Below are 24,415 nucleotides of genomic sequence, written 5' to 3' on the forward strand. Positions count from 1 at the left end.
TACCTCGCCCACGCGCTGACCGGCGATCAAGAGCTCGGCGTTCGCTTTCCCGCGGTTCTTCCCGGGGGCCGATTTCCACCGCGAGCGGCCGGCTACGTCGTTGAACGAGCCGGAGCGAAGGCCGGGGAATTCGGCTGTTACTCGTGGAGGTGCCGCTCGATCGAGTAGTACCGTGCCCGGATCCGGGCCGCCTTCGGTTTCGGATCGGGAGCATTATGATCGGATGGCGGAGTGGCAACTTCGAGAAGCACATCCACTGCGCCATCGGTCGTTCCCGGGGCCCCGGATTCGCGGGAGCGGTTGCACGCTCTGATGACACGGTACTCGCGTGTCCTCGTTGTCGCTTCGATACCGCTTTTGGTCATCTCGGTGTGGTTCGTGCTCCCGCCCTTCCTCTTTCGCGGGGAAGACGGGGGCTTCCACCTCCGGGGCGATTTCGAGGTTTACCGCTGGGCCGTGCACACCTGGTTGGCCGGGGGCAACACCGTCGAGAACTGGGCCCCGATGCGGAACGGCGAGCTGTTGCCCTGGGTGTACCCCCCGTTCGGGGTGTTGCCGCTGAGCGTGTTCGCCCTACCGCCGGTCACGGTGGGAGTGTTCCTGATGTGGGCCGCGGACCTGGCGGCCATCGGCATGACGCTCTACTTGATCGTGCGGTACCGCTGGCCCAGCGTGGGGCCTCGCGGCGCGTTGGCCGTCGCGGCCGTCGTGCTCCCGTTCACCTTGTGGTTGGAGCCCGTCTACTCGTGCTTCGCCCAGGGGCAGGTCAATCTCGTGCTGATGGGGCTGGTAGCCGCGGACTGCCTCGTGCCGAATCCGCGGTGGCCGCGCGGACTGCTGGTGGGCATCGCCGCCGCGACCAAGCTCATGCCCGCGGCCTTCCTGGTGTTCTTCTTGTTCCGCAGGGATTTTCGAGCCGCGGTGACCAGCACGATCACCGCGGTGGTGTGCACGCTGATCGGTTTCGTGATCGACTTCGAGTCCTCGATGGACTACTGGTTCCGCTACGGCCCGGCCTCCTCCGTGGCAGGTCATGCGCTCGACAGCAACCAGTCGATCATGGGCGCGGTCGCGCGTTGGGGATTCCAGCCGGTGGTGCAGCACGGGATCTGGGCGGGGGTGTGCCTCGTGCTGACCGTCGTGCTCGTACGCACGGTCGGGCGGGTCGACCCGTCGGTGGCGATGACGCTGACCGGGTTGTTCGCGCTGCTGGTCTCGCCGACGTCCTGGTCGAGTAACTGGGTTTGGGTCGTTCCCGGGCTGCTGATCCTGCTCGGATCCGCGGTGCGATCCCGCAGCATCAGCCGGTTCGCACTCGTCGTGCTGATCGTCATCGCGGCCAGGCGGATACCGTTCACCGCGCTCGCGAACGAGAACGTCCCCGCGCTGCTGTGGGTACCGCAGCAGCTCGTCGGCAATGCCTACGTCGTTCTCGCGGCGGCGTTGTTGCTGCTGACGGGCTGGCAGGCGAACCGGTCCCGCGCGGCCGGGCCCGGATCGGGGGGTCGGTAGGGGCGCTGTCGACCGCCGCTCTGCGTGGATCGGACCGCCCCGCCCCGGTTGTCGGCTCGTCGTGGGGGGAGGTGCGTCGACTTCGGACCGATCGGCTGTGGTCGTCCGCATCGGCGGAGTCCACCGGTGTCCGTGTTCGGGTACCACCGGGGAGCTCCGCCGGGGGCGGGAAGTTCGGGTACCGGCCGTGGATCCGAGAACGGCGCGGGAGACTTTTCCCGGAATCGTGGTGTTCGGTGACCGCCGACGAAATCGCCGAGCACTTCGGAATTTCGCGACGAACGCCGAAGAGCCGAAGCACGCTCGCGCAGCACTGCTCGCCGAGGTCCCGTCGCAGGTGTGTGCCGAGGTACTCGGGGCCTCCGGTCGGTTGTCCGGACCGGATGCGTCCGTTGTCCGCCAGAGGCCACGGCGGGGCCGGGCGTGGTCACGGTGCTGGTCAGACGGGTGACCGCCTCGGCCGTGAGGCGGTCCCGCCGGGTGTACATCGACTCTCCGGCCGTGGCCTCGCGGAGGACGGACCGGCAGCGCGGGTTATGCCTTTTGCGTGGCGGCTTTCTCCAGAACCGCGGCGACGTGCTTCTGGTTGTCCCAGTCCTCGGCCAGGACCTGGGCGTGCTGCTCGGCTTCCGCCAGCGCCGCCGACAACTTCGCCCAGCTTTCACTCGGCGTCACGCCGTCCGGAAGCTGCTGCAGTTCGTCCTCGGAGAAGCCCTCGACGTGCAGGACTTTGCCCAGGCCGTTGACGATGGCGCCGTTGACCCTGGCGTTACCGTTCAAGATGGCCTCTCCTACCTTCTTGAAGCCGTTACCGATGTCATCGAAGATCGACATTTTCGCTTCCTTTCGGCGATTCGTGTGGCAGCCGGCTGGTGCCGCCGTGCCACCGCAGGCTAGTTGATCTTGGAGGGAACGAGGGGGAGCGCGAGGTATATTCACACGAAGGTGTTTCAGGGCTCGCTCGAACGTCGACGGTCTTCGACGGACAGCGGGACATCGCGGTGGGAAGCGGACGGATACCCGCGGTCCGGGGACGAGCTGCTCGGCAGTGCTCGTCCTGCCGCCGGAAGATCCGCCCCCCTTCACGACGGCCCAGCCCCGTTGGCAGCAACGTCGTGCCCCGCGGTGCCTAGGCCTCACAGCAGATTCGGCGTGCCCATTCCGGCTCGTGCCACCACAGGGCGGGATCGCGCTCGGTCGCGGCGCTGTGGGTTCCGCGGACGGCCGCGGTGCCTGCCGGGCCCTGTGGTCGCGCGAAGGGCCGCATCAGTCGCTCGGGGGTGTGCACCTCTCCGCCCCGGACGACTCTCCGCACTGCTGCTGCTGCGGTGATGTCGTCGAGCGGGTCGCCGGACACCAGGGACAGGTCGGCGTAGGCACCGGGGCGGACCTCGCCCAGTTCGCCCTCCAGCCCGAGCCAGCGGGCCGGGTTCCGGGTGGTGATGATCAGAGCCTCCCGTGGGGTGAAGCCGTACCGGACCATGGCGCGCATGTTCATGTGCAGGGAGATGGCGACGTTGTCCAGCGGCGCGTCCGTCCCGGCGATGACGTACCCACCGCCTCGGTGGATGCGCAGCAGCATGTCCACCTTGTTCGCCAGCTCGCGGCGCTTCGCCTCGCCTTCTGGGCCGGACGCCTTCTCGGCCTCCGCGCGCAGCCGGTCGTATTCCCACGGGGGGAACAGCACCTTGGTCCGCCTGTCCTCGATGAGGGAGCGGTCGAATGCGTACAGCGCCGTGGAGGTGAACAGCGTGGGGGTGATCGACATGCCGCTGTTGACGAACAGCTGGATCGCGTCGTCGTAGGAGTGGCCGAGTTCGCTGACGGTGTGGGAGTAGCCGAGACGGTTGGTCGCACCGGTGTGCTCCATCCCGTCCATGCCGATGTTCGCCGCGGGGTACACGTAGTGGGAACTCAGCGGCAGGCCTTGCCGGTGCGCCAGTTGAACGGCCTGCTGCTGCAGGTGCACGGACAGCCGCACGTAGGTTTTCACCATGTCGTAGTCCAGCGCGAGCGCACGTTCCATCTCCCGCTGAAGCTGCTCGGCACTGAGCGTCGGCCGCATGAAGTTGTAGTAGATCCGGCTGCCGTCGATGGCCTCCCCGGTGGCGTAGTAGCGGGGTCCGATGCGCTCGCCGGAGGTCAGCGCTTCGCGCGTTTCCTGCATCTGATAAGCGGGATCGCCCGGCGAACGGGTGGTGGTGATGCCGTAGGCCAGCCACGCCCGCCCCTGCCGGTCGCCCCACTGTCGTCCGCGTAGGTGCCAGTGGTTGTGTGCGTCGATCAGCCCGGGGATCGCGGTCAGGTCCCGCGCGTCGACGGTGGGGCGACCCGTGTGGTGAGACCGCACGGCGGCGATGCGATCACGCGCGAGGACGATGTCGACGTCCCGCTGCAACGTCTCGGTGTGCCCGTCCCACAGGGCCCCGACCCGCACCACCTGATGTTCCTCGGTGCGTGCCGGTTGCCACGAGAGGTGCAACGGGATGTCGGAGACGTCGCCGGTGCCGATGTGCACCGAACGCAGGTTGCCCCCGTTGAGGAACAGCAACCTCTCGGAGTCCTGCCAGGACAGCGAGTCGGTCACTTCGCTGGTCACCCGACGCGGTTCGCCGGTGAACCGGCCTGTGGCGTCCACCGGAACCACCCAAGCCTGTGATTCCACCGAGAACGCGAGGTGCGCCCCGTCCGGTGACCACACCGGACCGTCATCGCCCCTGGTGCTGATCGAGCGGAACGGCATCACTTCGGTGTACTGCAAGGTGCCGCTGTCCAGCTCGACCCGCAGCACTTGGCTGGTTCCCTCCCGGAAGCGCTTGCTGTGCGGCTTCACCGCGGCCAGCACCAGCACCCGGCCGTCCGGGGACCAGTCCGGCCGTCCCGGCAGGAACAGCGGTGGAGTCACTTGCCGGGTCCGACCGGTCCCGAGGTCGGCCACCCAGGTCGCGCCGTCCTGGTCCTGGTAGGCGATGCGGTGGCCATCCGGTGCGAATCGGGGGGTGATCTGGGCTCCGTTGAGACCGGTGACCCTGCGCTCGGTGCCGGACTCCAGCTCGTGCAGCCACAGATCGGCCGTGCCCGTTCGGTCCGACGCGTAGACGATCCGGCGCCCGTCGGGGGAAAAATCCGGGTCGGAGGCGAAGTAGCCGTCGGCGACGATCTTGCGGGGTCGTTCGCCGATCTCCATCAGCCACAGCGCGTTGAGTGCCCGGAACGCGATCCGGGTTCCTTCGGGGGAGCAGACCGGACCGGCGATGCCGGTGGCCTTCGGGCCGCGTGCCCCCGGGCGGCGTTGTCGGTACGAGCGGTGGGGCAGCACCGGAACGGTCGCTGTGAAGGGCACGTCGGTGGCCCCGCTGGTGAGATGGCGCTTGCGCACTCGGCCGTCGGCCGTGTAGAGCAGTTCGTCGGCGGACAGCCAGCGCGGCGCGAACCCGAACACGTCCTCGCCGGCGGTGATCTCGCTCCGATCCACCATCAGGTCGGACCGAGTACCGGTTCGCCGCACGTAACTCAGCGTCGAACCGTCCGGTCCGAGGCTCGGTCCGTGCAGCGTGGTCGTCGAATCGGCTTCGACGAGGCGGCGCACGGTCCCGCTGGCGAGCTCCACCCGTTCGATGGTCGTGCCGCCCGCGAGGTAGACGACAGCGGTGCCGTCCGGAGACCAGCTCGGCATCGCGGTTTCCGTCCGGTCGGTGGCGATCGGCGCGATCCGGCCGTTGGACACCGCGAGGGTGTAGAGCTGATAACCGTGCCCGGCCCGATCCGAGCTGAACACGACGTGTCGGCCGTCCGGGGAGAACCGGGGTTCGCGGTGGTCGTGCGGACCACGGGTGAGCTGCCGCAACGCGGAACCGTCCGTCTCGACCAGCCACAGCTGGAAGTTGCCGTCCCTGTAGGACTGGAACACCACACTGCGGCCGTCCGGGGACCAGTCCGGCTGCGTCGCGTCCTGGAGTTCACCGGTGAGCTTGCGGGCCTGTCCACCGGAGGCAGGCACCAGCCAGATGGCGTTGACCAGGTCGAAGGCGATCCCCGCGCCGTCCGGGGACGACGCCGCGCAGATGTTCGTGCCCCCGGTGAGCCGGACGTCCCCGGAGCCCGCGCCAGTCGGTTCCGCGACGGCCGCCCCGGACCACTCACCGTGGGGGGTGAGCGTGAAGGCCGCTACCGCACCCGTGCCCACCTGCAGCGCCTGCCTCCGGTTGAACGTGTGCCGCCCGCCGCGATCCGGACTCCCGGTGTCCGTGGTGTTCATCGAGCACTCCAGGTGCCTGTCGACACTGCCGTGTTGACGTCTTCCTACCGCCCGCACCCGGCAGGTTCAACGTCCATTGGGGGCATGTTCACCAGCGGAAATGCTCTCGGTTCCTGTTGATGGGAACCGCAGTCGTCGATTTCGGGCGTGGCACTGCCGGCAGGGGTGCTCGGCGTGCTGGTGGAGGGCGTCCTGCGGGGAGTGCTCTTTGCGCCGCCGCTTCGGGGGTCGCTCCTGCGGACTCCGGGAGGACGGGGTCGAGTCACGCCGGTGCCGAGCCCTTCCGCGCGGCCGCGGGGAGTTCGGTATCGGGTGCTGCCGGCCAGCGTCGTGCGTCGGGGCCGAGGGCGCGGAGCTGGTGTACCTGTTGGACGCACCAGGGGGAGAGGTCGGGCATCTCGTCGGCCGCGGCGGTTTCCGCGAACTCGTCCCAGGGCGTCCACCGGAGGGCGTCGACTTCGGCGGGGTCGGGGTGCGGCACGGCGCGGGTTCGGGCGCGAAAGACCGGGCACATCTCGTTTTCCACGGTGCCGTTGTCCATGACGGCGCGGTAGCGAAATGCGGGCAGGATCAGCTCGACGGCCTCAGTGGACAGGCCCAGCTCCTCGTGCAGCCGCCGCGTGACCGCCGTGGTGAGGGGTTCGCCGGGGGAGGGGTGCCCGCAGCAGGAGTTGCTCCACACCCCGGGCCAGGTCGTCTTGCTCGTGGCGCGCCGGGTCAGCAGGAGCTGGTTGTCCCCGTTGATGACGTAGCAGGAAAAGGCCAGGTGCAGTGGGGTGTGCTCGTGGTGCACGGTGGCTTTGTCGGCGACGCCGCTGGCGTGACCGGACTCGTCGAGCAGGACGACTTCTTCCACTGTGGTTCCTTCCTGGCGTGCCGGCAAGCGTGATCATCGTGGCGTTGGCGACGTGTCGTGTCGACCTCTCGCTCGTGTATGTGACTGGCCAAACACGACTTGTGCTAGCTCGTATTGATCAATTAGCTTACCCCATCAGGTGGCTGCTGATCACCTTTTCGGGTGATTACCAGCAGTCGCCCTCCGACTGGGAAGAGCACGTTCGGAACCTGCTGGGGAGAGTTCGGCGCGCAGGTATCAACTGGTCTGACTGGACGGACGGGAATGTGACATACGTCTAATTGGTGGTGTGTGGTGACAAGCACGGAGTCGGCCTTCGGGCAGCAGAACGGTGACGGACAGTCTCCGTTGAGTCTGGGTACGGCGGCGGCGCGGAATCTGTCGACGACGACGAAGACGCCGCCGCAGATGCAGTCGATCACTTCGCGGTGGTTACTGCGCCTGCTGCCGTGGGTGCAGGCCTCGGGCGGGGCCTACCGGGTGAACCGCAGGTTGAGCTACCAGCTCGGGGACGGGCTGGTGACGTTCTCCAACACCGGATCGACGGTGCGGGTGATCCCGGGCGAGTTGTGCGAGCTGCCCGCGCTGCGGGGTTTCGACGACACCACGGTGCTGGAGGGGTTGGCCGAGCGCTTCGTGCAGCGCGAGTACGCCGCGGGTGATGTGATCGCCGAGGCGGGACGCCCGGACGAAGAGGTCGTGCTCATCGCGCACGGCAAGGTGAACAAGCTCGGCACGGGGCCCTACGGGGAGCAGACGGTGCTGGGAGTGCTGGCCGGTGGGGAGCACTTCGGCGGTCAGGTGCTGGCCGAGGGGCAGGGTAGCTGGGAGTTCACCGCCAAGGCCGTGACTCCGTGCACGGTGCTGGCGCTGCCGCGCCGGTCCGCCCAGGAGGTGGTGGATCGCTCCGAGGCGCTGCGCGGCCACCTCGCCCAGCTCCGGAGCGGTCCGCAGGGGGCGCACAACGAGGACGGCGAGGCCGCGGTCTCGGTGGCCGCCGGGCACGCCGGCGAGCCGGACCTGCCGGGCACGTTCGTCGATTACGAGCTCAAGCCCCGCGAGTACGAGCTCAGCGTGGCCCAGACGGTGTTGCGCGTGCACAGCCGGGTCGCGGATCTGTACAACAAGCCGATGGACCAGACCGAGCAGCAGCTGCGCCTGACCATTCAGGAGCTGCGCGAGGAGCAGGAGCGGGAGCTGGTCAACAACCGCGAGTTCGGCTTGCTGCACAACGCCGACCTGCGCCAGCGCGTCCACACCCGCACCGGCCCGCCCACCCCGGACGACATGGACGAGCTGCTGTCGCTGGTGTGGAAGGACCCCGGCTTCTTCCTGGCGCACCCGCGGGCCATCGCCGCGTTCGGCCGCGAGTGCAGCCGCCGCGGGTTGTATCCGGCCAATGTGGATGTCGGTGGGCACCAGGTGCCCGCGTGGCGGGGTGTGCCGCTGTTCCCGTGCAACAAGTTGCCGATGAGCAGTCAGCGGACCACCTCGATCATGCTGATGCGCACCGGTGAGGCGAACCAGGGCGTGGTCGGGCTGCACCAGACCGGTCTTCCGGACGAGTACGAACCGGGCCTGTCGGTGCGTTTCATGAACATCAGCGAGAAGGCCATCATCTCGTACCTGGTCTCCACCTACTACTCCGCCGCGGTGCTCGTGCCGGACGCGCTGGCGGTGCTGGACGACGTCCAGACGGGCCGGGAAAGCTGAGCCATGGCGGACCAACCGTTCGAACTCCCCGAGTTCTACTTACCCTGGCCGGCCCGGTCGAATCCGCACCTGGAATCCGCCCGCGCGCATTCACGGACGTGGGCGCGGGACATGGAGATGCTCGTCGCCGAGGGAAACGTGGGAAGCGGCGGTGCGTTCGCCTGGGACGAAGCCACGTTCGACTCGGCCGACTACCCGCTGCTGTGCGCCTACACCCACCCGGATGCCACCGCTGAGGACCTCGATCTCGTCACCGACTGGTACGTGTGGGTGTTCTACTTCGACGACCACTTCCTCGAGCACTACAAGAAAACAGGGGATCTGACCGGGGCGCGCGAGTACCTGACGGGGTTGTCGGCCTTCATGCCGACACGGCCGACCGACCACACCCCCACCGCGACGAATCCGGTGGAATGGGGTCTGGCCGATCTGTGGAAGCGCACCGCCTCCATCATGTCGCCCGAATGGCTGGGTCGTTTCGCCGCCAGCACCCGCGATCTGCTCGAGGACTGCGTGTGGGAGCTGACCAACATCACCCAGAACCAGGTCCCCAACCCGATCGAGTACATCACCATGCGCCGCAGGGTCGGTGGGGCTCCCTGGTCGGCCGGGCTCGTGGAGCTCGCGGCCCGCGCGGAGATCCCGGACGTCATCGCCGCGAGCAGGCCGATGCAGGTGCTCACCGACACGTTCTCCGACGGGGTGCACCTGCGCAACGACCTGTTCTCCTACCAGCGCGAGACGCAGGAGGAGGGTGAGCTCAACAACGGGGTGCTGGTCATGGAGACCTTCTTCGGCACCGGCCCGCAACGGGCCGCCGAGCTCACCAACGACCTGTTGACCTCGCGGCTGGAGCAGTTCAACAACACCGCGCTGACCGAGGTGCCGGCCCTGTGCGACGAGCACGCCCTGGGCCCGGCGGAACGCGCGAGCGTGCTGGCCTACGTCAAAGGACTGCAGGACTGGCAGGCCGGTGGCCACGAGTGGCACGCCCAGTCCAGCCGGTACATGAACGAGCACGTCACCGCGGCCTCCAGCGCCCCGGTGCTGCACGGCCCCACCGGACTGGGCACCTCGGCGGCACACGCGCTCACCCGGTTTCGGCCGGGCGTGCGGCGTCGGACGCGGCAGCACTCCCACCGGCCGTTCCAGGCGGTGGGGCATTTGACGCTGCCCGAGTTCGACATGCCGTACTCGACCCGGATGAGCCCGCATCTGGACAGCGCGCGGGTCCACGAGGTCGACTGGGCGCGCCGGATGGGCATGTTCGACTCCGTGCCCGGGGTGGAAGCCGGTGGGGTGTGGAGCGAGCACCGGTTCGTCCGGTTCGATTTCTCCTACTGCGCGGCGATCATCCACGCCGACGCGGATCCGGATCAGCTCAACCTGTCGACCGACTGGTTGACGTGGGGCACCTACGGGGACGACTACTTCCCGCTCGTGTTCGGCAGCACCAACAACCTCGCGGGGGCCAAGGCCTGCAATGAACGTCTCGCACTGTTCATGCCGCTGGACCTCGGCGCCGTTCCGGAGGTGACCAATCCGGTCGAGCGTGGCCTGGCCGACCTGTGGCGACGGACCGCCGCTCCGCTGACCGTCGCCGCACGACGCCAGTTCCGGACCGCGGTGGAGGAGATGACCACCAGCTGGGTGTGGGAGCTGGCCAACCGGATCCAGCACCGCGTGCCGGATCCGGTCGATTACATGGAGATGCGGCGCAAGACGTTCGGGGCGGACATGACGATGAGCCTGTCCCGGCTGACCCAGCTCGACGCCGTACCCGCCGAGGTGCAGCAGAGCACGGTGATGCGGCAACTGGAAACCGCCGCTCAGGACTACACCAGCCTCGTGAACGATCTGACCTCCTACCAGAAGGAGATCGAGTTCGAAGGCGAGATGCACAACCTGGTGCTGGTCGTGCAGAACTTCCTCGAGGTGGATCGGTGGCAGGCCCGCGACGTCGTGGTCGACCTGATGAACGCGCGCAGGCACCAGTTCGAGCGGATCCTCACCGAACAACTGCCCCGGCTCTGCGAGGAGTTCGACCTCGACGAGTCGGCCCGCGGAGTCCTCACCGAGCACGCCGAGGGGCTCCGGGAGTGGATGGCGGGAGTGCTGGCATGGCATCGCAAGTGCGTGGTGCGCTACTCCGAACCCGAGCTGCGTGCCCACCACCAGCCCCGCACGTCCGGCACGCCGTCCGCTTTCGGAGCTCCCACGCCGTCCCAGGAGCTCGACGCCGGGTCCGCACCGGTGCGGCGACTGCTGGCCGGTCCCACCGGACTGGGCACCTCGGCGGCACGGCTCGCCGGACACGGAACCGCCCGGTCGGCTTTCTCCAGCTCCGAATGACCGGAACGGTGCCGTTCCCGTTCCCGCTTCCCGCCCCGACACACGATGGGTGACTACACAACATGACCGAGAGCGCGCCGGACGCGGCGTCCCTCCCCGCCCACGACGCCCAGCAGCAACTCAGCCTGGGGACCGCGGCAGCACGCAATCTGGCGACGACGACGAAGACGCCGCCGCAGATGCAGTCGATCAGCCCGCGGTGGCTGCTGCGCATGCTGCCCTGGACCGAAACCACCAGCGGTTCCTACCGGGTCAACCGCAGGCTGACCTACGAGCTCGGCGACGGGCGTCTGACGTTCTCCAACACCGGCGATCAGGTTCGCGTGCTGCCGCCGGAACTCCGCGAGATCGCCTCCCTGCGCGATCTCGACGACGAGACGGTGCTGACCGCGCTGGCCGACAGGTTCACCCAGCACCACTACGCGGCGGGGGAGAGCATCACCACCGCGGGCCAGCCCGCCGATGAGCTGATGCTGCTGGCCCACGGCAAGGTCAACACCCGGACCCCGGGGCCCTACGGGGACGAGACCTCGCGGGACGTGCTCGCCGACGGCGAGTACTTCGGCGAGCACGTCCTCACCGGCGGCCGGGAGACCTGGCCCGTCACGGCCACCGCGTTGACCCCGTGCATCGTGCTGAGCCTGTCCCGCCGTGCCGTGGACGAGCTCGCCGACCGCTCCGAGCCGCTGCGCACCCACCTCGAACGGGTGCGCAACCGCGCTCGGCCCGCGCAGAACAAGCACGGCGAGGCCGTCATGCGGCTGGCAGCCGGGCACGACGGCGAGCCCGAGCTGCCCGGCACGTTCGCCGACTACGATCTCAACCCTCGCGAGTACGAGCTCAGCGTCGCCCAGACCATCCTGCGCGTGCACACCCGGGTCAACGACCTGTACAGCCAGCCGATGAACCAGCTCGACCAGCAGCTGCGGCTCACGGTGGAAGAGCTGCGTGAGCAGCAGGAGGCGGACCTGATCAACAACCGCGAGTTCGGGCTGCTGCACAACGCCGACCTGCGTCAACGCCTCCAAACCACCGGGGGTCCGCCCAGTCCGGGCGATCTCGACGAGCTGCTGTCCCGGCGGCGCAAGTCCGAGTTCTTCCTCGCCCATCCGCGCACCATCGCCGCGTTCGGCCGCGAGTGCAACCGCCAGGGCGTCTACCCGGACAGCATCGACGTGGACGGCACCCGCGTGACCGCCTGGCGTGGTGTGCCGCTGCTGCCCTGCAACAAGATCCCCATCAGCGAGACCAACACCAGCTCGGTCCTGGTCATGCGGACCGGGGAGGACCACCAGGGCGTGGTCGGGCTGCACCAGACCGGTATCCCCGACGAGTACGCTCCCAGCCTCAACGTGCGGTTCATGGGCCTCAACGCCAAGGCCGTCACTTCGTACCTGGTCAGCGCGTACTACTCCGCCGCCGTGCTCACCCCCGACGCACTCGGCGTGCTGGAGAACGTCGAAATCGCCAGTTGACTTCCTCCCCGCCCCAGGGGGCGGGGGTTCCCGTCGGGCTCGCGTCCGATGTTTCCTGCTTCGTTGCCGACCGCCGGAGGGAGGACCCTTGCGGACTCACGTCAGCTCCACAGGCTTCGCCGGGGTTCTGCCCGGCTACGGCTCGACCAGCGGCACGGATGTTCTTGGCCGCGTTGACGTCGCGCTCGTGCCGGGCGCGGCAGCCCGGGCACGTCCACGCCCGCACGGACAGCTTCGGATGGCTCAGCAGGTGCCCGCAGGCCGAGCACGTCTTGCTGGACGGGTACCAGCGGTCGACCACCACGAGGATCTTGCCCGCGCCCTGCGAAGGAGTTCGCAAACGCGGTGTGCCGGTGCCGGAGCGTCTGTTGCAGCGGCACGGCCGAGACCTCGGACGGGAGCCCCGGGCCCTAGGCTCTCTTCCACGCGGCGAGGTTCGCGTCGGTTTCTTCGCACGAGGTGGACCGACCCTCGGTGCGCCGGCGGCGGTGCCGCGCATCGAGGGGCTCGTTCCACACCAGGCGGACGCAGCCGAACGTGCGGCCAAGCCGGGCCGCCTGCTCGGGGCCCGGGCAGGTCCGGCACTTGCACGCCGTCCGCGCACCGATCATTTTGCACGACTACCGATCACGAGTAAGCACGGGTGCGTGGACACTGAACAGCACTCGGGACCGGCTCCTCCCCGGCGTGAACGCCGGAGCTTCCGCCGATCGGAGAAAAGGTGAAAGGAATACGCACATGGCAACCCCCGATGTGCTCCCGCACGCCGTCCCGGCCCAGGAGGCATACCGAGCTCTGGACGTCGCGCGCGGCCAGGTGGAGCCCGCGCTGCGGACCGCCCTCGACACGCTGCCCGAGGACATGCGCCACATCGCTCGGTACCAGTTCGGCTGGATCGACGAGCACGGCCACCCCAGCGACGCCTCCGGTGGTAAGGCGCTGCGTCCCGCGCTGGTCCTCCTCGCCGCCGAGGCCGTCGGCGGCACCGCCGAGGAGGCCCTGCCCGCCGCGGTCGCCGTCGAGCTCGTGCACAACTTCTCGCTGCTCCACGACGACGTCATCGACACCGACGCCACTCGCCGTCACCGCCCCACGGCATGGACCGTGTTCGGGGCCAGCGCGGCGATCCTGGCCGGCGACGCCCTGCTCTCGCTGGCGTCCGGAGTGCTCGCCGACAGCGGGCATTCGGCCGCCCTGCCCGGCATGCGGCTGCTCAACACCACTGTCCAGGAGCTGATTCAGGGCCAGGTCACGGACCTGGCCTTCGAGCAACGCAGCGATGTGGACGTCGCAGAGTGTCAACGCATGGCCGAAGCCAAAACCGCCGCACTGCTGGCGACCTCCTGCGAACTCGGTGCCCTGTTCGCGGGCGCCGGCCCGCAGCGAACCGAGCACCTGCGCCGCTTCGGTCACGATCTGGGGCTGGCCTTTCAGCACGTCGACGACCTGCTCGGAATCTGGGGTGATCCCGACGTGACCGGCAAATCCGCCTATTCCGACCTGCACGCCCGCAAGAAGACCCTGCCCGTGGTGTTCGCGTTGAACTCCGGCAGTCCCGCCGGGCAGCGACTCGCCGACCACTACCACCACCCTCCGGCCTCGGAAGCCGATCTGACCGACACCGCGGACCTCGTCGACACGGCCGGGGGGCGCGCCTGGAGTCATGCCCAGACCGACCAGCTACTCACCCACGCCCTGCGTCAGCTCGAGGAGGCAGGTCTCATCGCCCGGACGCGTGAACTGACCGCACTCGCGCACCTCGTCACCCAACGCGACCACTAGCAGGACGTGTTTTGGACGTGGAGGGTGGGAGCGAGCCGGGGCCCGGGCGCGAGACCGCCTCGGCAGCCGCTACCGGTGGTGTCCCGGATTCGACGGCACTGTTCGGTCGCTGTCCACAGTGCTCAGGGGTTTCGCTCTTGGCTCGGACGGTGTTCGCCGGGGTCCTGTCCGCGTCGTTCCGGTGAGGGCGACGCGGTTCTCAGGTGAGCTTGATCTGGCGGTTGACATCCTTGTAGAGCAGGTACCGGAACTTGCCGGGACCACCGGCGTAGCAGGCCTGAGGGCAGAACGCGCGCAGCCACATGAAGTCGCCGGCTTCGACCTCGACCCAGTCGTCGTTGAGGCGGTAGACCGCCTTGCCCTCCAGGACGTAGATACCGTGTTCCATCACGTGCGTCTCGGCGAAGGGGATCACGGCGCCGGGATCGAACGTGACGATGTTGACGTGCATGTCGTGGGAGAGGTCGTCGGGATCGACGAATCGGGTGGTCGTCCACGCACCGTCGGTGTCCGGCATCGGAGTGGGGGTGATGTCCTGCTCCTGCACGGCGAAACCCTCGGGAGTCGGGTGCCCCCGCAGCGGCTCGTAAGCCTTGCGGACCCACTGGAAGCTGGCCGTCTCGTCCGACTCGTTGCTCACCGACCAGTCCGCGCCTGGGGGCAGGTAGGCGTAACCGCCGGGGGAGAGGACGTGGGGCTCGCCCTCGATCACGACGGTGAGCGTGCCGGAGAGCAGGAACAGCACCGATTCGACACCGCGCTCCGGTTCCGGTTCATCACTGCCCCCGCCGGGGGAGACCTCGACGATGTACTGTGCGAACGTGGTGGCGAACCCGGCCACGGGCCGGGCCAGGATCCAGGACCGCGTGCGGGTCCAGCCGGGCAGGTTGCTGGTGACGATGTCGCGCAGCACGCCGCGGGGGATGACGGTGTAGGCTTCCTTGACCACTGCCCGGTCGGTGAGCAGCGTGTCCTGCGACGGGAGTCCTCCCTGCGGGGTGTGGTACGACGGTGCGTCCAAGGTCTGCTCCTGTCCTGATCGGAGTTCGCGTGCTCGGCCCCGCGGTTGTGGTACGGGGCTTTTCGCCATGTCCGTCCGCGAGCGGTCAGCACATCGGACCGCCGTTGGCACGAGGGGCGAACCCCTTCAGCGGTCGGGAAGGGTCGTTGGCGGTGGTGATCGCTTCTCGCGCGCTCGACGTGCCCGTGTCGGAACCGGTGCCGGTCGTCGTCGACGAAGCACGACACCGCGCCGGGAAGCGGCGACTCCGACGGACGCGGTCTCTCCGCGCGGGGCGCCGCGCACGTGTGGTTCGTACGTCTGGACGAGCGCGATCGGGCCTGGTTTCGGCGGCGGCCGACTTGGTGCCGCCCCCTGCACGGTATCTAGTTTCGCAATTCGAAAAAACTATTTCACATTAAGGATAGTTTAGCCAGTCCTGTGATCCGGGTCAACGCCGCCGTGCGCAACAGCGGAGAAACCGTCGCGTGCCGGTGAAGGGGATGCGGATCGGCAGCCTGCGGTCCTCCAGCCGGGGTGCGGTGTTCTGACACACCGATGTCGGCGGCCGGAACCGGTCGGGAACCGAGCTCGCCCCGGTGCGTCGTTCGGGAGTCCGTCGTGCTCCAAGCCGAGCAGCCTCCGGGCGGGGTGCGACGGCAAGTCGTCGGTTACGGTCGAGTGGATCAACGCCCATTGCGCGCAAGGGCTGTGACCGCTGCCGACCAACGGGTTTCGGAGAACGCTGATGAGCGGACAGGTGCGGGTGGACCACGAGCTGGCCGAATACGTTCGGCAGTGCTCCCTGCGCGAGGATGACGTGCTCCGCCGGTTACGTGAGGAGACCGCGCGGCTACCCGAGCAGGACATGCAGATCTCACCGGAGCAGGGCCAGTTCCTGTACCTGGTTGCTCGCCTCCTGGACCCGGCCCGTGTGCTGGAGATCGGGGTGTTCACGGGCTACAGCACGCTGTGCACGGCTCGTGCGTTGCGTGCCGGTGCGCGTCTCGTAGCCTGCGACACGAGTGCGGAGTGGACGTCGGTCGCCCGCCGCTACTGGGACGAGTCGGGCGTGAGCGACCGCATCGACCTTCGCATGGGTGAGGCGACGGAAACGCTCGACTCGTTGTCCTCGGAGTTCGGCGTGGAAACGTTCGATCTCGCTTTCGTGGACGCGGACAAGAGCGACTATCCGGAGTACCTGGAGCGGACGCTCGAACTGCTGCGTCCGGGTGGGCTCGTGATCTTCGACAACACCTTGTGGGGCGGCAGGGTCGTGCGGGAAGACGCGGAGGACGAGGACACGAGGAGTGTCCGGCGGTTCAACGGGATGATCCGTGAGGATGCACGGGTCGATATCAGTCTTCTGCCGTTCGCGGACGGGTTGACCCTGGCCAGGAAGCGTGAACGGTGAGTACCTCGGGCCTGCTGAGAACCCCGTTCGGGAGCTACGGCGTGTTCGTGCGTTCGTGGTAGCGGGTCAGCTTTCGCGCCGACGGAACGGTGGCGACGACCAGGATCACCGCGAACACCAGGTAGACGAGACGGATGCTCAGCAGGGTGGTGAGAACGGTGCCGACGAGGAAGACCAGAAAATGAGAAGCAGCCTGCGTGGCACCGAGTATCGCGTAGTTCCGGCCCTCCGTCAGCGGGTCGAGCTCGTGCTGTATCAGGGTCTGGTAATATGCCCAGAATTGCAGCACCACTCCGACCAGGAGATACGAAACGGCGCTCTGCGCTGATGTCTGCGACTGGCTGAAGACGACTATGGCCGCTCCCGCGAACGGCACGGCCCCCTGGATCAGCAACTTGCGCGGGAGCCTGCTCGCCAGTACCGGGATGAGGACGCCTCCCACCAGCGCGCCTGCGGCCAGAGCCCCCTGGATGAGGCCGTACTCCAGTGAGCTCGCCCCCAGCTCGCCTTCCACGAACGGGGCGACCTGCCCGATGAGGAACCGCTGGGCCCCCGTCAGTGCGAGGAACAGCACGGCGGCGTCTCGCAGACCCGCGGATCGGCCCATGAAGCGCAGAGTCGACACGAGTTCCTTCCGGAGTCCGGGCCCCAGAACCGGGGTGCTCGTCCTGCGCGGCTGTCGAAAACGCCGTCCACCGATCGAGAGGATCCCGAGTGCCGACAGGGCGAACGTCGTGGCGTTCATGACCATCGCCGCGTAGGGGGACCAGATCGATACCACCAGACCCCCCACGAGCGCGCCCAGGGTGTTGCCGAGCTGGTAGACGAAGGCGGTCACGCTGTTCGCCGAGAGAAGCAGCTCGGGGGGAACGATGTTGCGGACGAACGAGAGCGTCGCCGAGAAGAACACCGTACCGCAGAAAGCGATGGCGAACTCCTGAACGTAGAGCTGCCAGGCTCCCAGCACTCCGAGTGCGCTGGTGAGCGGGATGGCCAGGACGAGACCCGCTTGTACGATGTCGAGGACCAGCAGGACGAGCCGCTGGTCATAGCGTTCGACGATGCGTCCCACGACCGGGGCGAGGACAACACCCGGCACGGCCGAGACCAGGAAGAGAGCGGGAACCGAGGCGGGGTTTCCGGTGATTTCCAGCAGCAGCCACGTGGCGGCCACCAGGTGGGCCAGGTTCCCGAGGAACGATACGAGGATGCAGACGATGTATCGGCGGTACGCGGACACCGAGAGGGCGGCGAGGCCGCTTCCGATGGATCGGGACAATGCGGGACCGTCCGGTATCAGTCGGGTGTTCCGGAAGAGTGGTCAAGAAAGACGCAACAGGCCCAGTTCCTGTTGCAGTACCTGTTCGACGAGGTAGTTCTGGCGCACCTTCTCGCGAGCACGTTCGCCCCAGGTTCTTCTCCTGTCACCCGAGTTCACCGCACGATCGAGCGTTCTCCGCCATTCCGGCCCGCCTTCGGCGCCGGTGAGCAGCAATCCGTTGTGCTCGTGGTCGATCTGCTCGGGTATTCCGCCGACAGCTGTGGCGGCGACCACCGCCTTCTTCCACATCGCCTCGGTGACGGTGAGCCCGAACGCTTCCCTGCGGCTGTTCTGGACCACCACGTGGGCACTGCGCTGCAGGAGATTGATGGCCAGGTCCTGGGCCGGGCGGGAAACGTCCGCGAACTCCCACACGTGGACGCGGCGGGCGACCTCGTGCGGGAGGTTCGCACGTGCCCTGAGCACCGAGTCACGGATCTCGACGTCCATCGGGTAGTTGCGTCGGGTGTCGATGTGGTGGCCGACGATCACGAGTTCCAGCTCCGTGTTGTCCAGCGCTGTCGGAAGGAAGCCCTCGACGAGCTCGGGAAGTCCTTTGAGGGGGTCCCAGCGGGACACCTGCAGCAGGAACGGAGCGTCCGCGTCCCGGAGGTAGCCGGTTCCGTGCTCGTGCACGACATTCGCGCTCCGCCGCGGGCCGTCGGCGTGGGAGCGGGGACCGGTTACGGCGTTGGGCAGCTGCCCGGTCGTCGCGAGCAGGGGCCAGGCCTGCTCGGCTGCCGTGTTCGAGAGGTCGGCGTTCTTGGCGGAACGACCGTCCAGTCCCGGCGGCAGGAGGTGCACTCGTGCGTCGTCGCTGAGCTCGGGCCAGACGTAGGATCGGTTCAGGAAGCAGACGGCGTCCACGCTGTCCAGGTACGGAACCAGGGCGTCGCGGGCTCGCACCGTTGTACCGGTGTGCTCCGCGGTTCCGAGGTGGCAGCGCCACAGTATCTGTCCGGCGTGTTCCCGCAGCCGGGGAGCCAGTGTCAGACACAGCGGGTCGTGCAGGACGAGTCCGTCCACCTCGCCCATCGACCGGATGAGCCGCTCCGCACAAGCGTCCTGGTACTCGCGCAGCGCGCTGTCCAGGTCGAGCTCCGCGGCGATGTCGTTCGTTCCGTACAGCGCGAGGTGCAACGCCAGCGCGGCCTGTTGTGCTTCACCGAAGGCGGGTGCCTCGTGCCACTCGGCAGCGAAACCGTGTTCCTCCGCGTACGGGAGCTCCGCGCGGATGACTTCCGCGACCCCGCCCAAGGCTTTGCTGACGCTGACGTGCGCGATTCGTGGTGAAGTGCTCGTGCTGCTCATGCTCTGCCTCGAAGAAGTCCGTGGTTTGGGGGCTCGTCGTCGCCTGCGGAGGAATTCCCCGCCCGGGCGCCTCGGCTCGGAGTGGAAGACGTGGTTGCCGCGGAACCGATCAGAACGGCTCCCCGAGCAGCTCGTGCAATGCCGCCGGTCCGATGCCCTCCAACGAGTCGAGCCGTAGTCGTGCCTCGGGAAAGCTGCTGTCACGAGTCAGCGAGGTGGGGTTGGCCACGCTCACCAGTCCCGCGTTCGCCGATGCCGTCACGCCGAGCGGCGAATCCTCGAACGCGATCGAGTTTTTCGCCGAAGTCCCCAGCAGTTCGACGAGCCGGAGATAGATCTGTGGATCCGGTTTCGGCCGGTCGACGTCGTCTCGGCAGCGAATGCCGTCCCAGCAGTCGACGAGTTCCATTCGTCGCAGGTGGGGCAGCACCCAAGCTCGGGTCGAGTTGGAGGCGACTGCTGTTCGGCAGTGCTGTTCGCGTGCCTGTCGGAGTAGCTCCCGCAGACCAGGGCGGGGGGCCACTCGGTCGACGAGGCAGGTTTCTCGTTCCTGCCTGCGGCGCGCGAGTTCCGGTCTGTCGAGCGGTGCTGCGAGACGGTGCTCCAGTTCGGCGAGCACGTCGATCGTGCCTGCGGGCTTGCCGAGGACGTTGTCAACCCACCAACGTGTCTCGAGCTCCTGGCCGAACTCGCGGTAGAGCTCCTGCCAGCTCTGGAGGACAGCTGCCTCGGTGTCCGCGATCACACCGTCGAAGTCGAAGATCAGGAGTCGGTTCACAGCCGCGGTCTCGTCTCGGCCCATGCGTTCAGGTGGTCCGTGTCCGGTCGCTGTGCTGCTGCCAGCACAGCAGGTCGTAGAGCCGCAGTGGTGTGAGCGTGCGCAACGGGTGCGACCGCCGCTCCAGCTCCTGCTGGAGCTTTTCCAGTGCGGTTCTTTCGGTGGCCAGTACTCGTCCGAGCGCGAAGGAGACCTCGGTCAGTTCCGCGCTCGTCCAGTCATCGGAGGGGGCAGTGGTCAAAGCCGGCCACATGCATTCCTCGTCGACGACGGGAAGGAGGAAGGGGCGTTTCCGGTGCAGGAGTTTCGTGACGTGCGAGACGGAGAAGCCGGGGAGCGCGCACTCCGAGTACAACCGCTCGAGTTTTCCCCGGTTCTCCGCGGAGTCCTCCCATGCCCAGAGGTCGGTGTCGGTGGGAATGTCCCGAAGAGCTCGTGACATGTCGTCGAGTTTCTCGGCGACGCCGGAGAATCCGTCGGCCGAGAGCTCGTCGAGCGCCGCTTCGAGCGGGGGCGGGGCTCCCAGGAACGAGGCGATCGTCAAGTCCGTCAGCCTGACCTGCTGGGGATCGCTCTGGATGTGGTCGTAGGAGGCGGTGGTCGGCGGGAGCGTGCTCACCGCCTCGGTGATGCTCAGTGCCCGAACCTCGTCGGCCGACATCAACCGGAGGTCCTCACCTGGTTGTCGTGGCTCCATGGTCTCCTCGGGAAATGATCTCGGTCCGCCGGCCGGCGGTTCGGAGCGATCTCCTCGTGGCCGAGTGCTGTCCGTGCCCGGTTCTCACTCGCCGTACTGTCGCACCTGTGGTCCTGCGTGGCCCGGGAGGCCTTGCCGCGCCGGGACGACACGCGCGAGTCGCCACGGGCGGCAAGAGCTCTCCGCCGGTCTTCTGTTCGAGGGAACTCGTCCGGAAGACACCGGAACTGCTCGGGAGCGGTCACCACCCTGCCGCGATCGTGAGGGGCCGGTGTCAACGCGTGGTGGTATCACGCGTCCAGATCGGGTACCGGCCGCTTGACGTGAGGAGTTCCGAAGAGGACGGAATCCCGGTCCACTCGTATCATGGACGTCTCGGACAGGTGCAGAGCGTCGTCGACCCACCGAATGTTGAGATCGCCGACAGCCGATCGTCCCTCTCCGACGATGACCGGTGACGTGGAGACCGCGATGCGATCAACAGTTTGATCACACATCGCCGAGGTTATCACTTCTGCTCCGCCCTCGATGAGCAAAGTGCGCACTCCGAACTCGCCGAGCGCGCGAAAGGCGTCGTTCAGATCTACGCCCTGCGGGCCCTTCCGCGCACGAAGTACCGTGACACCGCTGCTCTCCAGCGAGCGTTGCTTTTCGGGATCGCAGTCGCTCGTCGTGATCACCACCGTGCGACTGCCGTCGTCGAGCACGCGGGCATCCGTCGGTGTCCGGCCGCGGGAATCCAATACCACTCGGAGCGGTGAATTTCCGGGAACCATCCGCACCGTCAGTTGTGGATCATCGGACAGCACGGTTCCTATCCCGACCAGCACCGCGTCACAGGCGGCCCGCATCGAGTGGGACAGGGTCCGTTCCTTCTCCGAGCTTATCCACTTGGAGTCGCCAGTGCTCGTCGCCAGGCGTCCGTCCAGGGTCTGCGCGTACTTGACGATCACGTAGGGGCGGTTCTGCCGTTGTGCCGGCAGGCCGAGCAGGTCCGGAACGTCCCGGATGACTTCGTCGTCGGTGAGGAACTCCCCTCCCCGGGGAGCAGAGTGCCCGAGTTTCTCCCGCTTCGTCTCGCTGTATCTGGCGTGGCGTGAGTGCGACGCCACATGGGCGGGTACCGTGCACTCGACGTCGACGCCTTCAGCCTTCAACGAGTCGGCCTTGTCGTCGTTGTTCGTGATGAGGCGAACACTGTTCACCCCCAATTTCTTCAGAACCGCGGCCGCTCCGCTGAACTCACGCGTGTCCGCCGCGAAACCGAGGATCGTGTTGGCCTCGACCGTATCGGCTCCCTGTTCCTGGAGGGCGTACGCGCGCAGCTTGTTCAGCAGGCCGACTCCGCGCCCCTCGTGTCCGAGAACGTAGAGCAGCACGCCGCGCCCCTCGTTCCGAATCGTGCTCAGGGTCGCGTGGAGTTGTACTCCGCAGTCGCAGTGCAGCGATCCCAGCGAGTCTCCCGTCAGGCATTCGGAGTGTATGCGAGTGAGTACCGAATCGCCGTCCGCGATGTCGCCCACGATCAGCGCGAGATAGGTGTGCACGTTGTCGCCGGAGGGCTGAAAAGCCTTTGCCCGAAATTCTCCGTGCGTTGTTCCCAGTAAGAATTCCACTTCTGTTCTGAGGTCTTTTTCCGTGGTTTTTTCTTCGTGCTGCATGGCGTGCTCCTGTGTCGGTGGTGGAGCATGTGCGAGTGGCCGGTTCGGCTGGTGCGAAACCTATGCGGCACTGCTCGAGGCCCGCTGCTCGACCTGGTACACATTTCCGTCGTAGGAGCTGGCGAGGAAGTTCCGGTTCACTCCGTCGTAAATGATGTCCGATATTCCCGCGGCCGTGGGGCGGGTCACCGTTGGCCAGCTGTCGTCGTCACGATCGTAGATGCCCACGACCCCGTCGTAGGCGCCGATGGCGATTCTGCGCCCGTCCGGGCTCGCGGCGACGCACTTGTGCGAGTGCTCGTGCGGTGTCTCCAGAACCCGGACGTCGAATTCGGGGGACCAGACGCGAAGCTTGAGGTCCCGCCCCACGCTGGCGAACCACCCGTCTCCCAGGGCGACGCAGTCGTCGGCGATCATGCCGTGGGCATCGGCCTTCGTACGCAGGTGCTCGAATGTGCTGACCCTGTGCCAGGCAGCGCTGTGGTCGGCGCAGACGGAGAAGATGAGATCGCCGGAGACCGCCACGCCCTTGATCGCGTTGTCGTGCAGGGAGAGGTCCCCGACGTGCTCGAGCCGGCCGGGCTCGTCGAAGCGAAAGACCAGCCCCTCGCCGGTGTAGGAACCGATGACGACGTGCTCGATCCCGTCCTTCCAGAACTTGGCGGCACAGTTCAACGGTGATTTGTGCTGGTACAGGTTCCTCGCGAAGAGCGCGTCGAAGACCTTGCCGAGCTGGCCACCGGCGAGGACGAGTCCACCGGTGGAGATCAGGAAGTTGCACAGACTCCCCACGTCCGCGAGCTGCCGGTCCTCCTCCCGGACCCTTCCGGAGTCACCGACCGTGAGTCTCCTGCCGTCGTGCAGGCCTACCGCGTTCACACCGGGGGTGGGAGGAGCGCCTGTGGAGTCCCACTGGCGGCTTTCGTAGTCATAGGTGCGGTAAGTCGCACCGAAGGTCGCGAATACCAGCGTGGAGTTCGCCCCGAAGGCACAGGACCGGGGCCACACGTCGTCGGGTATCTCGGCGCTGTTCAACCATGTCGGCTCCGGGGACGTGACGTCCCAGAGGTGCATGCTCCGGTCGTAGCTGAGGCTGACGAGCAGACCGTGTTGCTGTCCGAGCACCAGACGCTTGATTCCGGCCGCATGGGCCTTGACGGTCCGCTGCCCGTTCGAGGTGAGAACGATCAGTTCGCCTTCGTCGTTGCCCGCGTAGATCGTCCCGTCGGTGCTGATGGCTACGGTGTCCGTCTCGGCGCCTCCCAGGTCGATGTCCGCGACCAGATCACCGCTTTCCAGGGACCAGCGTTTGATCGTTCCGTCGTCGCTGGAGCTGATGAGCTCGTCTCCCGAATGGGACCACTCGACGGAGATGACGTCGGCACTGTGCCCGACGAACTTTCTGACTAGTTTTCCGGAGAAATCGTACGCCCGGACGATGTGGTCGCGAGACGCGGTCGCTACGTACTCGAGAGTCGGGTGGAAAGTCGACATCTCCACGTCGTCGTCGTGATCGTTCAGGACCGCTCTCAAACGCATGTCCGGGACGGACCACAAACGCGCCGTGTAGTCGCTCGAGGACGTGACCAGCAGAGTCCCGTCCCGGCTGAACTGGCACTGGTTGGCGAGGTGGTCGTGGAGGATGCGCCGAAGAGGCTCCCCGTTCCGCTGATTCCACAGGATCACCTGGTTGTCGTATCCCGCGGTGGCCACATACTTGTCCGAAAATGCCGCGATTCCACTAATAGGACTGTGGTGCTGTATCAACGATCCTCCTCGCGCGAACCGGGGAAGTCCTGGTTTAACCGGGTGCTGCCTCCGAGAGCGTAGTGTGCACTTCCGCACAAAGCGGGTCAAGAGAAAGGTTTTTCGTTCGAGTACGATGTGGACTCTTGACGGGACGTTCCGGTTCTGGGAAGGTGTGGACAATTAATCGACTGCTCATGCGTCCGAAAACGGAGGTATGGATGCGCGACGGGTGAGGTTAACGTCGATGCCCCGGTCGTGTGCCGCCGGGGTTTGCGCTTTCAGTCTTGTTCTGGTTAGTATTCCCGTGGATTTCCGGAAAGATTCGGCGAAACCGTTTGTGCGGTAGGAGGGACCGATTGTTGCCCGGAGTCCCGGCCCGTCGGGGCAGGAGTCCCGTTGTGGCGGTGAGGTGTGAACGTTGCCAGGCGATCCGTTCGCGATCCCCCGGATGACGGTGTCCGGCTGTGGTGAGCTCCACCTCGTCGAGTGCGATGAGTACGACCGAGCTGGTGCGCTGACGTGCCGACATCGGGATC

At 67.2% G+C, this 24,415-nt stretch carries 18 protein-coding genes; 6 read left to right on the forward strand and 12 right to left on the reverse strand.

The genetic code is table 11. The features are described from left to right. The first annotated feature begins 312 nt into the window (after positions 1 to 312). Complete coding sequence (locus tag FHR84_RS03250) at positions 313 to 1,512, forward strand: glycosyltransferase family 87 protein (protein WP_179533900.1); 1,200 nt, start codon at positions 313 to 315, stop codon at positions 1,510 to 1,512. Between the two features lie 534 nt (positions 1,513 to 2,046). On the opposite strand, the gene FHR84_RS03255 is transcribed toward FHR84_RS03250, so the two are convergent. From FHR84_RS03255 to idi, 3 genes are all read right to left on the reverse strand, one after another. After that, positions 2,047 to 2,346 (reverse strand): hypothetical protein, encoded by a 300-nt coding sequence (locus tag FHR84_RS03255; RefSeq protein WP_179533901.1) that lies wholly within the window; start codon positions 2,344 to 2,346, stop codon positions 2,047 to 2,049. 295 nt (positions 2,347 to 2,641) lie between these two features. Then, positions 2,642 to 5,770 carry an amidohydrolase family protein gene (locus FHR84_RS03260; protein WP_179533902.1) on the reverse strand — a complete coding sequence of 1,043 codons (3,129 nt, stop codon included), beginning with the start codon at positions 5,768 to 5,770 and terminating at the stop codon, positions 2,642 to 2,644. Between the two features lie 262 nt (positions 5,771 to 6,032). Continuing rightward, positions 6,033 to 6,626: an isopentenyl-diphosphate Delta-isomerase gene (gene idi, locus FHR84_RS03265; protein ID WP_179533903.1), complete on the reverse strand. Its 594-nt coding sequence runs from the start codon at positions 6,624 to 6,626 to the stop codon at positions 6,033 to 6,035. A gap of 408 nt (positions 6,627 to 7,034) precedes the next feature. Here idi and FHR84_RS03270 point away from each other — a divergent pair, with 408 nt between their 5' ends. The 3 genes from FHR84_RS03270 (at position 7,035) to FHR84_RS03280 (ending at position 12,166) form a co-directional block, all read left to right on the forward strand. Continuing rightward, positions 7,035 to 8,339, forward strand: a complete 1,305-nt coding sequence (locus tag FHR84_RS03270) for a family 2B encapsulin nanocompartment shell protein (RefSeq protein ID WP_425489854.1) — start codon at positions 7,035 to 7,037, stop codon at positions 8,337 to 8,339. Between the two features lie 3 nt (positions 8,340 to 8,342). Continuing rightward, positions 8,343 to 10,691, forward strand: a complete 2,349-nt coding sequence (locus FHR84_RS03275) for a terpene synthase family protein (protein WP_179533905.1) — start codon at positions 8,343 to 8,345, stop codon at positions 10,689 to 10,691. A gap of 62 nt (positions 10,692 to 10,753) precedes the next feature. After that, positions 10,754 to 12,166, forward strand: a complete 1,413-nt coding sequence (locus FHR84_RS03280) for a family 2B encapsulin nanocompartment shell protein (RefSeq protein ID WP_179533906.1) — start codon at positions 10,754 to 10,756, stop codon at positions 12,164 to 12,166. Here the strand turns inward: FHR84_RS03280 and FHR84_RS21935 are convergent. Beyond that, on the reverse strand, positions 12,117 to 12,665 hold the full coding sequence (locus FHR84_RS21935; protein ID WP_246300106.1) for a transposase: 549 nt from the start codon (positions 12,663 to 12,665) through the stop codon (positions 12,117 to 12,119). The genes FHR84_RS03280 and FHR84_RS21935 overlap by 50 nt on opposite strands. Further along, positions 12,577 to 12,777 carry a helix-turn-helix domain-containing protein gene (locus FHR84_RS23460; RefSeq protein WP_218861916.1) on the reverse strand — a complete coding sequence of 67 codons (201 nt, stop codon included), beginning with the start codon at positions 12,775 to 12,777 and terminating at the stop codon, positions 12,577 to 12,579. The genes FHR84_RS21935 and FHR84_RS23460 overlap by 89 nt, the downstream gene beginning before the upstream one ends. A gap of 127 nt (positions 12,778 to 12,904) precedes the next feature. On the opposite strand from FHR84_RS23460, the gene FHR84_RS03290 reads away from it, so the two are divergent. After that, positions 12,905 to 13,948, forward strand: a complete 1,044-nt coding sequence (locus FHR84_RS03290; protein WP_179533907.1) for a family 2 encapsulin nanocompartment cargo protein polyprenyl transferase — start codon at positions 12,905 to 12,907, stop codon at positions 13,946 to 13,948. Positions 13,949 to 14,147: 199 nt separating this feature from the next. Here FHR84_RS03290 and FHR84_RS03295 read toward each other — a convergent pair whose 3' ends face one another. Beyond that, positions 14,148 to 14,969 (reverse strand): bifunctional allantoicase/(S)-ureidoglycine aminohydrolase, encoded by an 822-nt coding sequence (locus tag FHR84_RS03295; protein WP_179533908.1) that lies wholly within the window; start codon positions 14,967 to 14,969, stop codon positions 14,148 to 14,150. 727 nt (positions 14,970 to 15,696) lie between these two features. On the opposite strand from FHR84_RS03295, the gene FHR84_RS03300 reads away from it, so the two are divergent. Beyond that, positions 15,697 to 16,362 (forward strand): O-methyltransferase, encoded by a 666-nt coding sequence (locus tag FHR84_RS03300; protein WP_179533909.1) that lies wholly within the window; start codon positions 15,697 to 15,699, stop codon positions 16,360 to 16,362. A 34-nt stretch (positions 16,363 to 16,396) separates the two neighbouring features. Here the strand turns inward: FHR84_RS03300 and FHR84_RS03305 are convergent, their stop codons facing one another. The 6 genes from FHR84_RS03305 to FHR84_RS03330 all read right to left on the reverse strand — a co-directional run bounded on the left by FHR84_RS03305 (position 16,397) and on the right by FHR84_RS03330 (position 23,897). Further along, positions 16,397 to 17,641 carry an MFS transporter gene (locus FHR84_RS03305; RefSeq protein WP_179533910.1) on the reverse strand — a complete coding sequence of 415 codons (1,245 nt, stop codon included), beginning with the start codon at positions 17,639 to 17,641 and terminating at the stop codon, positions 16,397 to 16,399. A gap of 42 nt (positions 17,642 to 17,683) precedes the next feature. Beyond that, positions 17,684 to 18,994 carry a glycosyltransferase gene (locus FHR84_RS03310; RefSeq protein ID WP_179533911.1) on the reverse strand — a complete coding sequence of 437 codons (1,311 nt, stop codon included), beginning with the start codon at positions 18,992 to 18,994 and terminating at the stop codon, positions 17,684 to 17,686. Positions 18,995 to 19,103: 109 nt separating this feature from the next. After that, entirely contained in the window at positions 19,104 to 19,796 is a 693-nt protein-coding gene (locus FHR84_RS03315; protein WP_179533912.1) for an HAD family hydrolase, read from the reverse strand. A 4-nt stretch (positions 19,797 to 19,800) separates the two neighbouring features. Then, positions 19,801 to 20,469, reverse strand: coding sequence for a DUF6308 family protein (locus FHR84_RS03320; protein WP_179533913.1), 669 nt, complete (start codon positions 20,467 to 20,469; stop codon positions 19,801 to 19,803). Positions 20,470 to 20,759: 290 nt separating this feature from the next. After that, a complete protein-coding gene (gene ribA / locus FHR84_RS03325; protein WP_179533914.1) occupies positions 20,760 to 22,130 on the reverse strand; it encodes a GTP cyclohydrolase II RibA in 1,371 nt (456 codons plus the stop codon). A 60-nt stretch (positions 22,131 to 22,190) separates the two neighbouring features. Beyond that, positions 22,191 to 23,897 carry a WD40 repeat domain-containing protein gene (locus tag FHR84_RS03330; protein ID WP_179533915.1) on the reverse strand — a complete coding sequence of 569 codons (1,707 nt, stop codon included), beginning with the start codon at positions 23,895 to 23,897 and terminating at the stop codon, positions 22,191 to 22,193. Between the last annotated feature and the right edge of the window lie 518 nt (positions 23,898 to 24,415).

The organism is Actinopolyspora biskrensis, from assembly GCF_013408175.1.
Classification (GTDB): domain Bacteria; phylum Actinomycetota; class Actinomycetes; order Mycobacteriales; family Pseudonocardiaceae; genus Actinopolyspora; species Actinopolyspora biskrensis.

Excerpts from the sequence above, each read along its gene's own strand:
- FHR84_RS03250 (WP_179533900.1), top strand. The coding sequence starts at position 313 with ATGACACGGTACTCGCGTGTCCTCGTTGTCGCTTCGATACCGCTTTTG.
- FHR84_RS03290 (WP_179533907.1), top strand. The coding sequence starts at position 12,905 with ATGGCAACCCCCGATGTGCTCCCGCACGCCGTCCCGGCCCAGGAGGCA.
- FHR84_RS03320 (WP_179533913.1), bottom strand. The coding sequence starts at position 20,469 with ATGGAGCCACGACAACCAGGTGAGGACCTCCGGTTGATGTCGGCCGAC.
- FHR84_RS03280 (WP_179533906.1), top strand. The coding sequence starts at position 10,754 with ATGACCGAGAGCGCGCCGGACGCGGCGTCCCTCCCCGCCCACGACGCC.
- FHR84_RS03300 (WP_179533909.1), top strand. The coding sequence starts at position 15,697 with ATGAGCGGACAGGTGCGGGTGGACCACGAGCTGGCCGAATACGTTCGG.
- FHR84_RS03260 (WP_179533902.1), bottom strand. The coding sequence starts at position 5,770 with ATGAACACCACGGACACCGGGAGTCCGGATCGCGGCGGGCGGCACACG.
- ribA (WP_179533914.1), bottom strand. The coding sequence starts at position 22,130 with ATGCAGCACGAAGAAAAAACCACGGAAAAAGACCTCAGAACAGAAGTG.
- FHR84_RS03315 (WP_179533912.1), bottom strand. The coding sequence starts at position 19,796 with ATGGGCCGAGACGAGACCGCGGCTGTGAACCGACTCCTGATCTTCGAC.
- FHR84_RS21935 (WP_246300106.1), bottom strand. The coding sequence starts at position 12,665 with ATGCGCGGCACCGCCGCCGGCGCACCGAGGGTCGGTCCACCTCGTGCG.
- FHR84_RS03255 (WP_179533901.1), bottom strand. The coding sequence starts at position 2,346 with ATGTCGATCTTCGATGACATCGGTAACGGCTTCAAGAAGGTAGGAGAG.
- FHR84_RS23460 (WP_218861916.1), bottom strand. The coding sequence starts at position 12,777 with ATGATCGGTGCGCGGACGGCGTGCAAGTGCCGGACCTGCCCGGGCCCC.
- FHR84_RS03270 (WP_425489854.1), top strand. The coding sequence starts at position 7,035 with ATGCAGTCGATCACTTCGCGGTGGTTACTGCGCCTGCTGCCGTGGGTG.
- FHR84_RS03275 (WP_179533905.1), top strand. The coding sequence starts at position 8,343 with ATGGCGGACCAACCGTTCGAACTCCCCGAGTTCTACTTACCCTGGCCG.
- FHR84_RS03310 (WP_179533911.1), bottom strand. The coding sequence starts at position 18,994 with ATGAGCAGCACGAGCACTTCACCACGAATCGCGCACGTCAGCGTCAGC.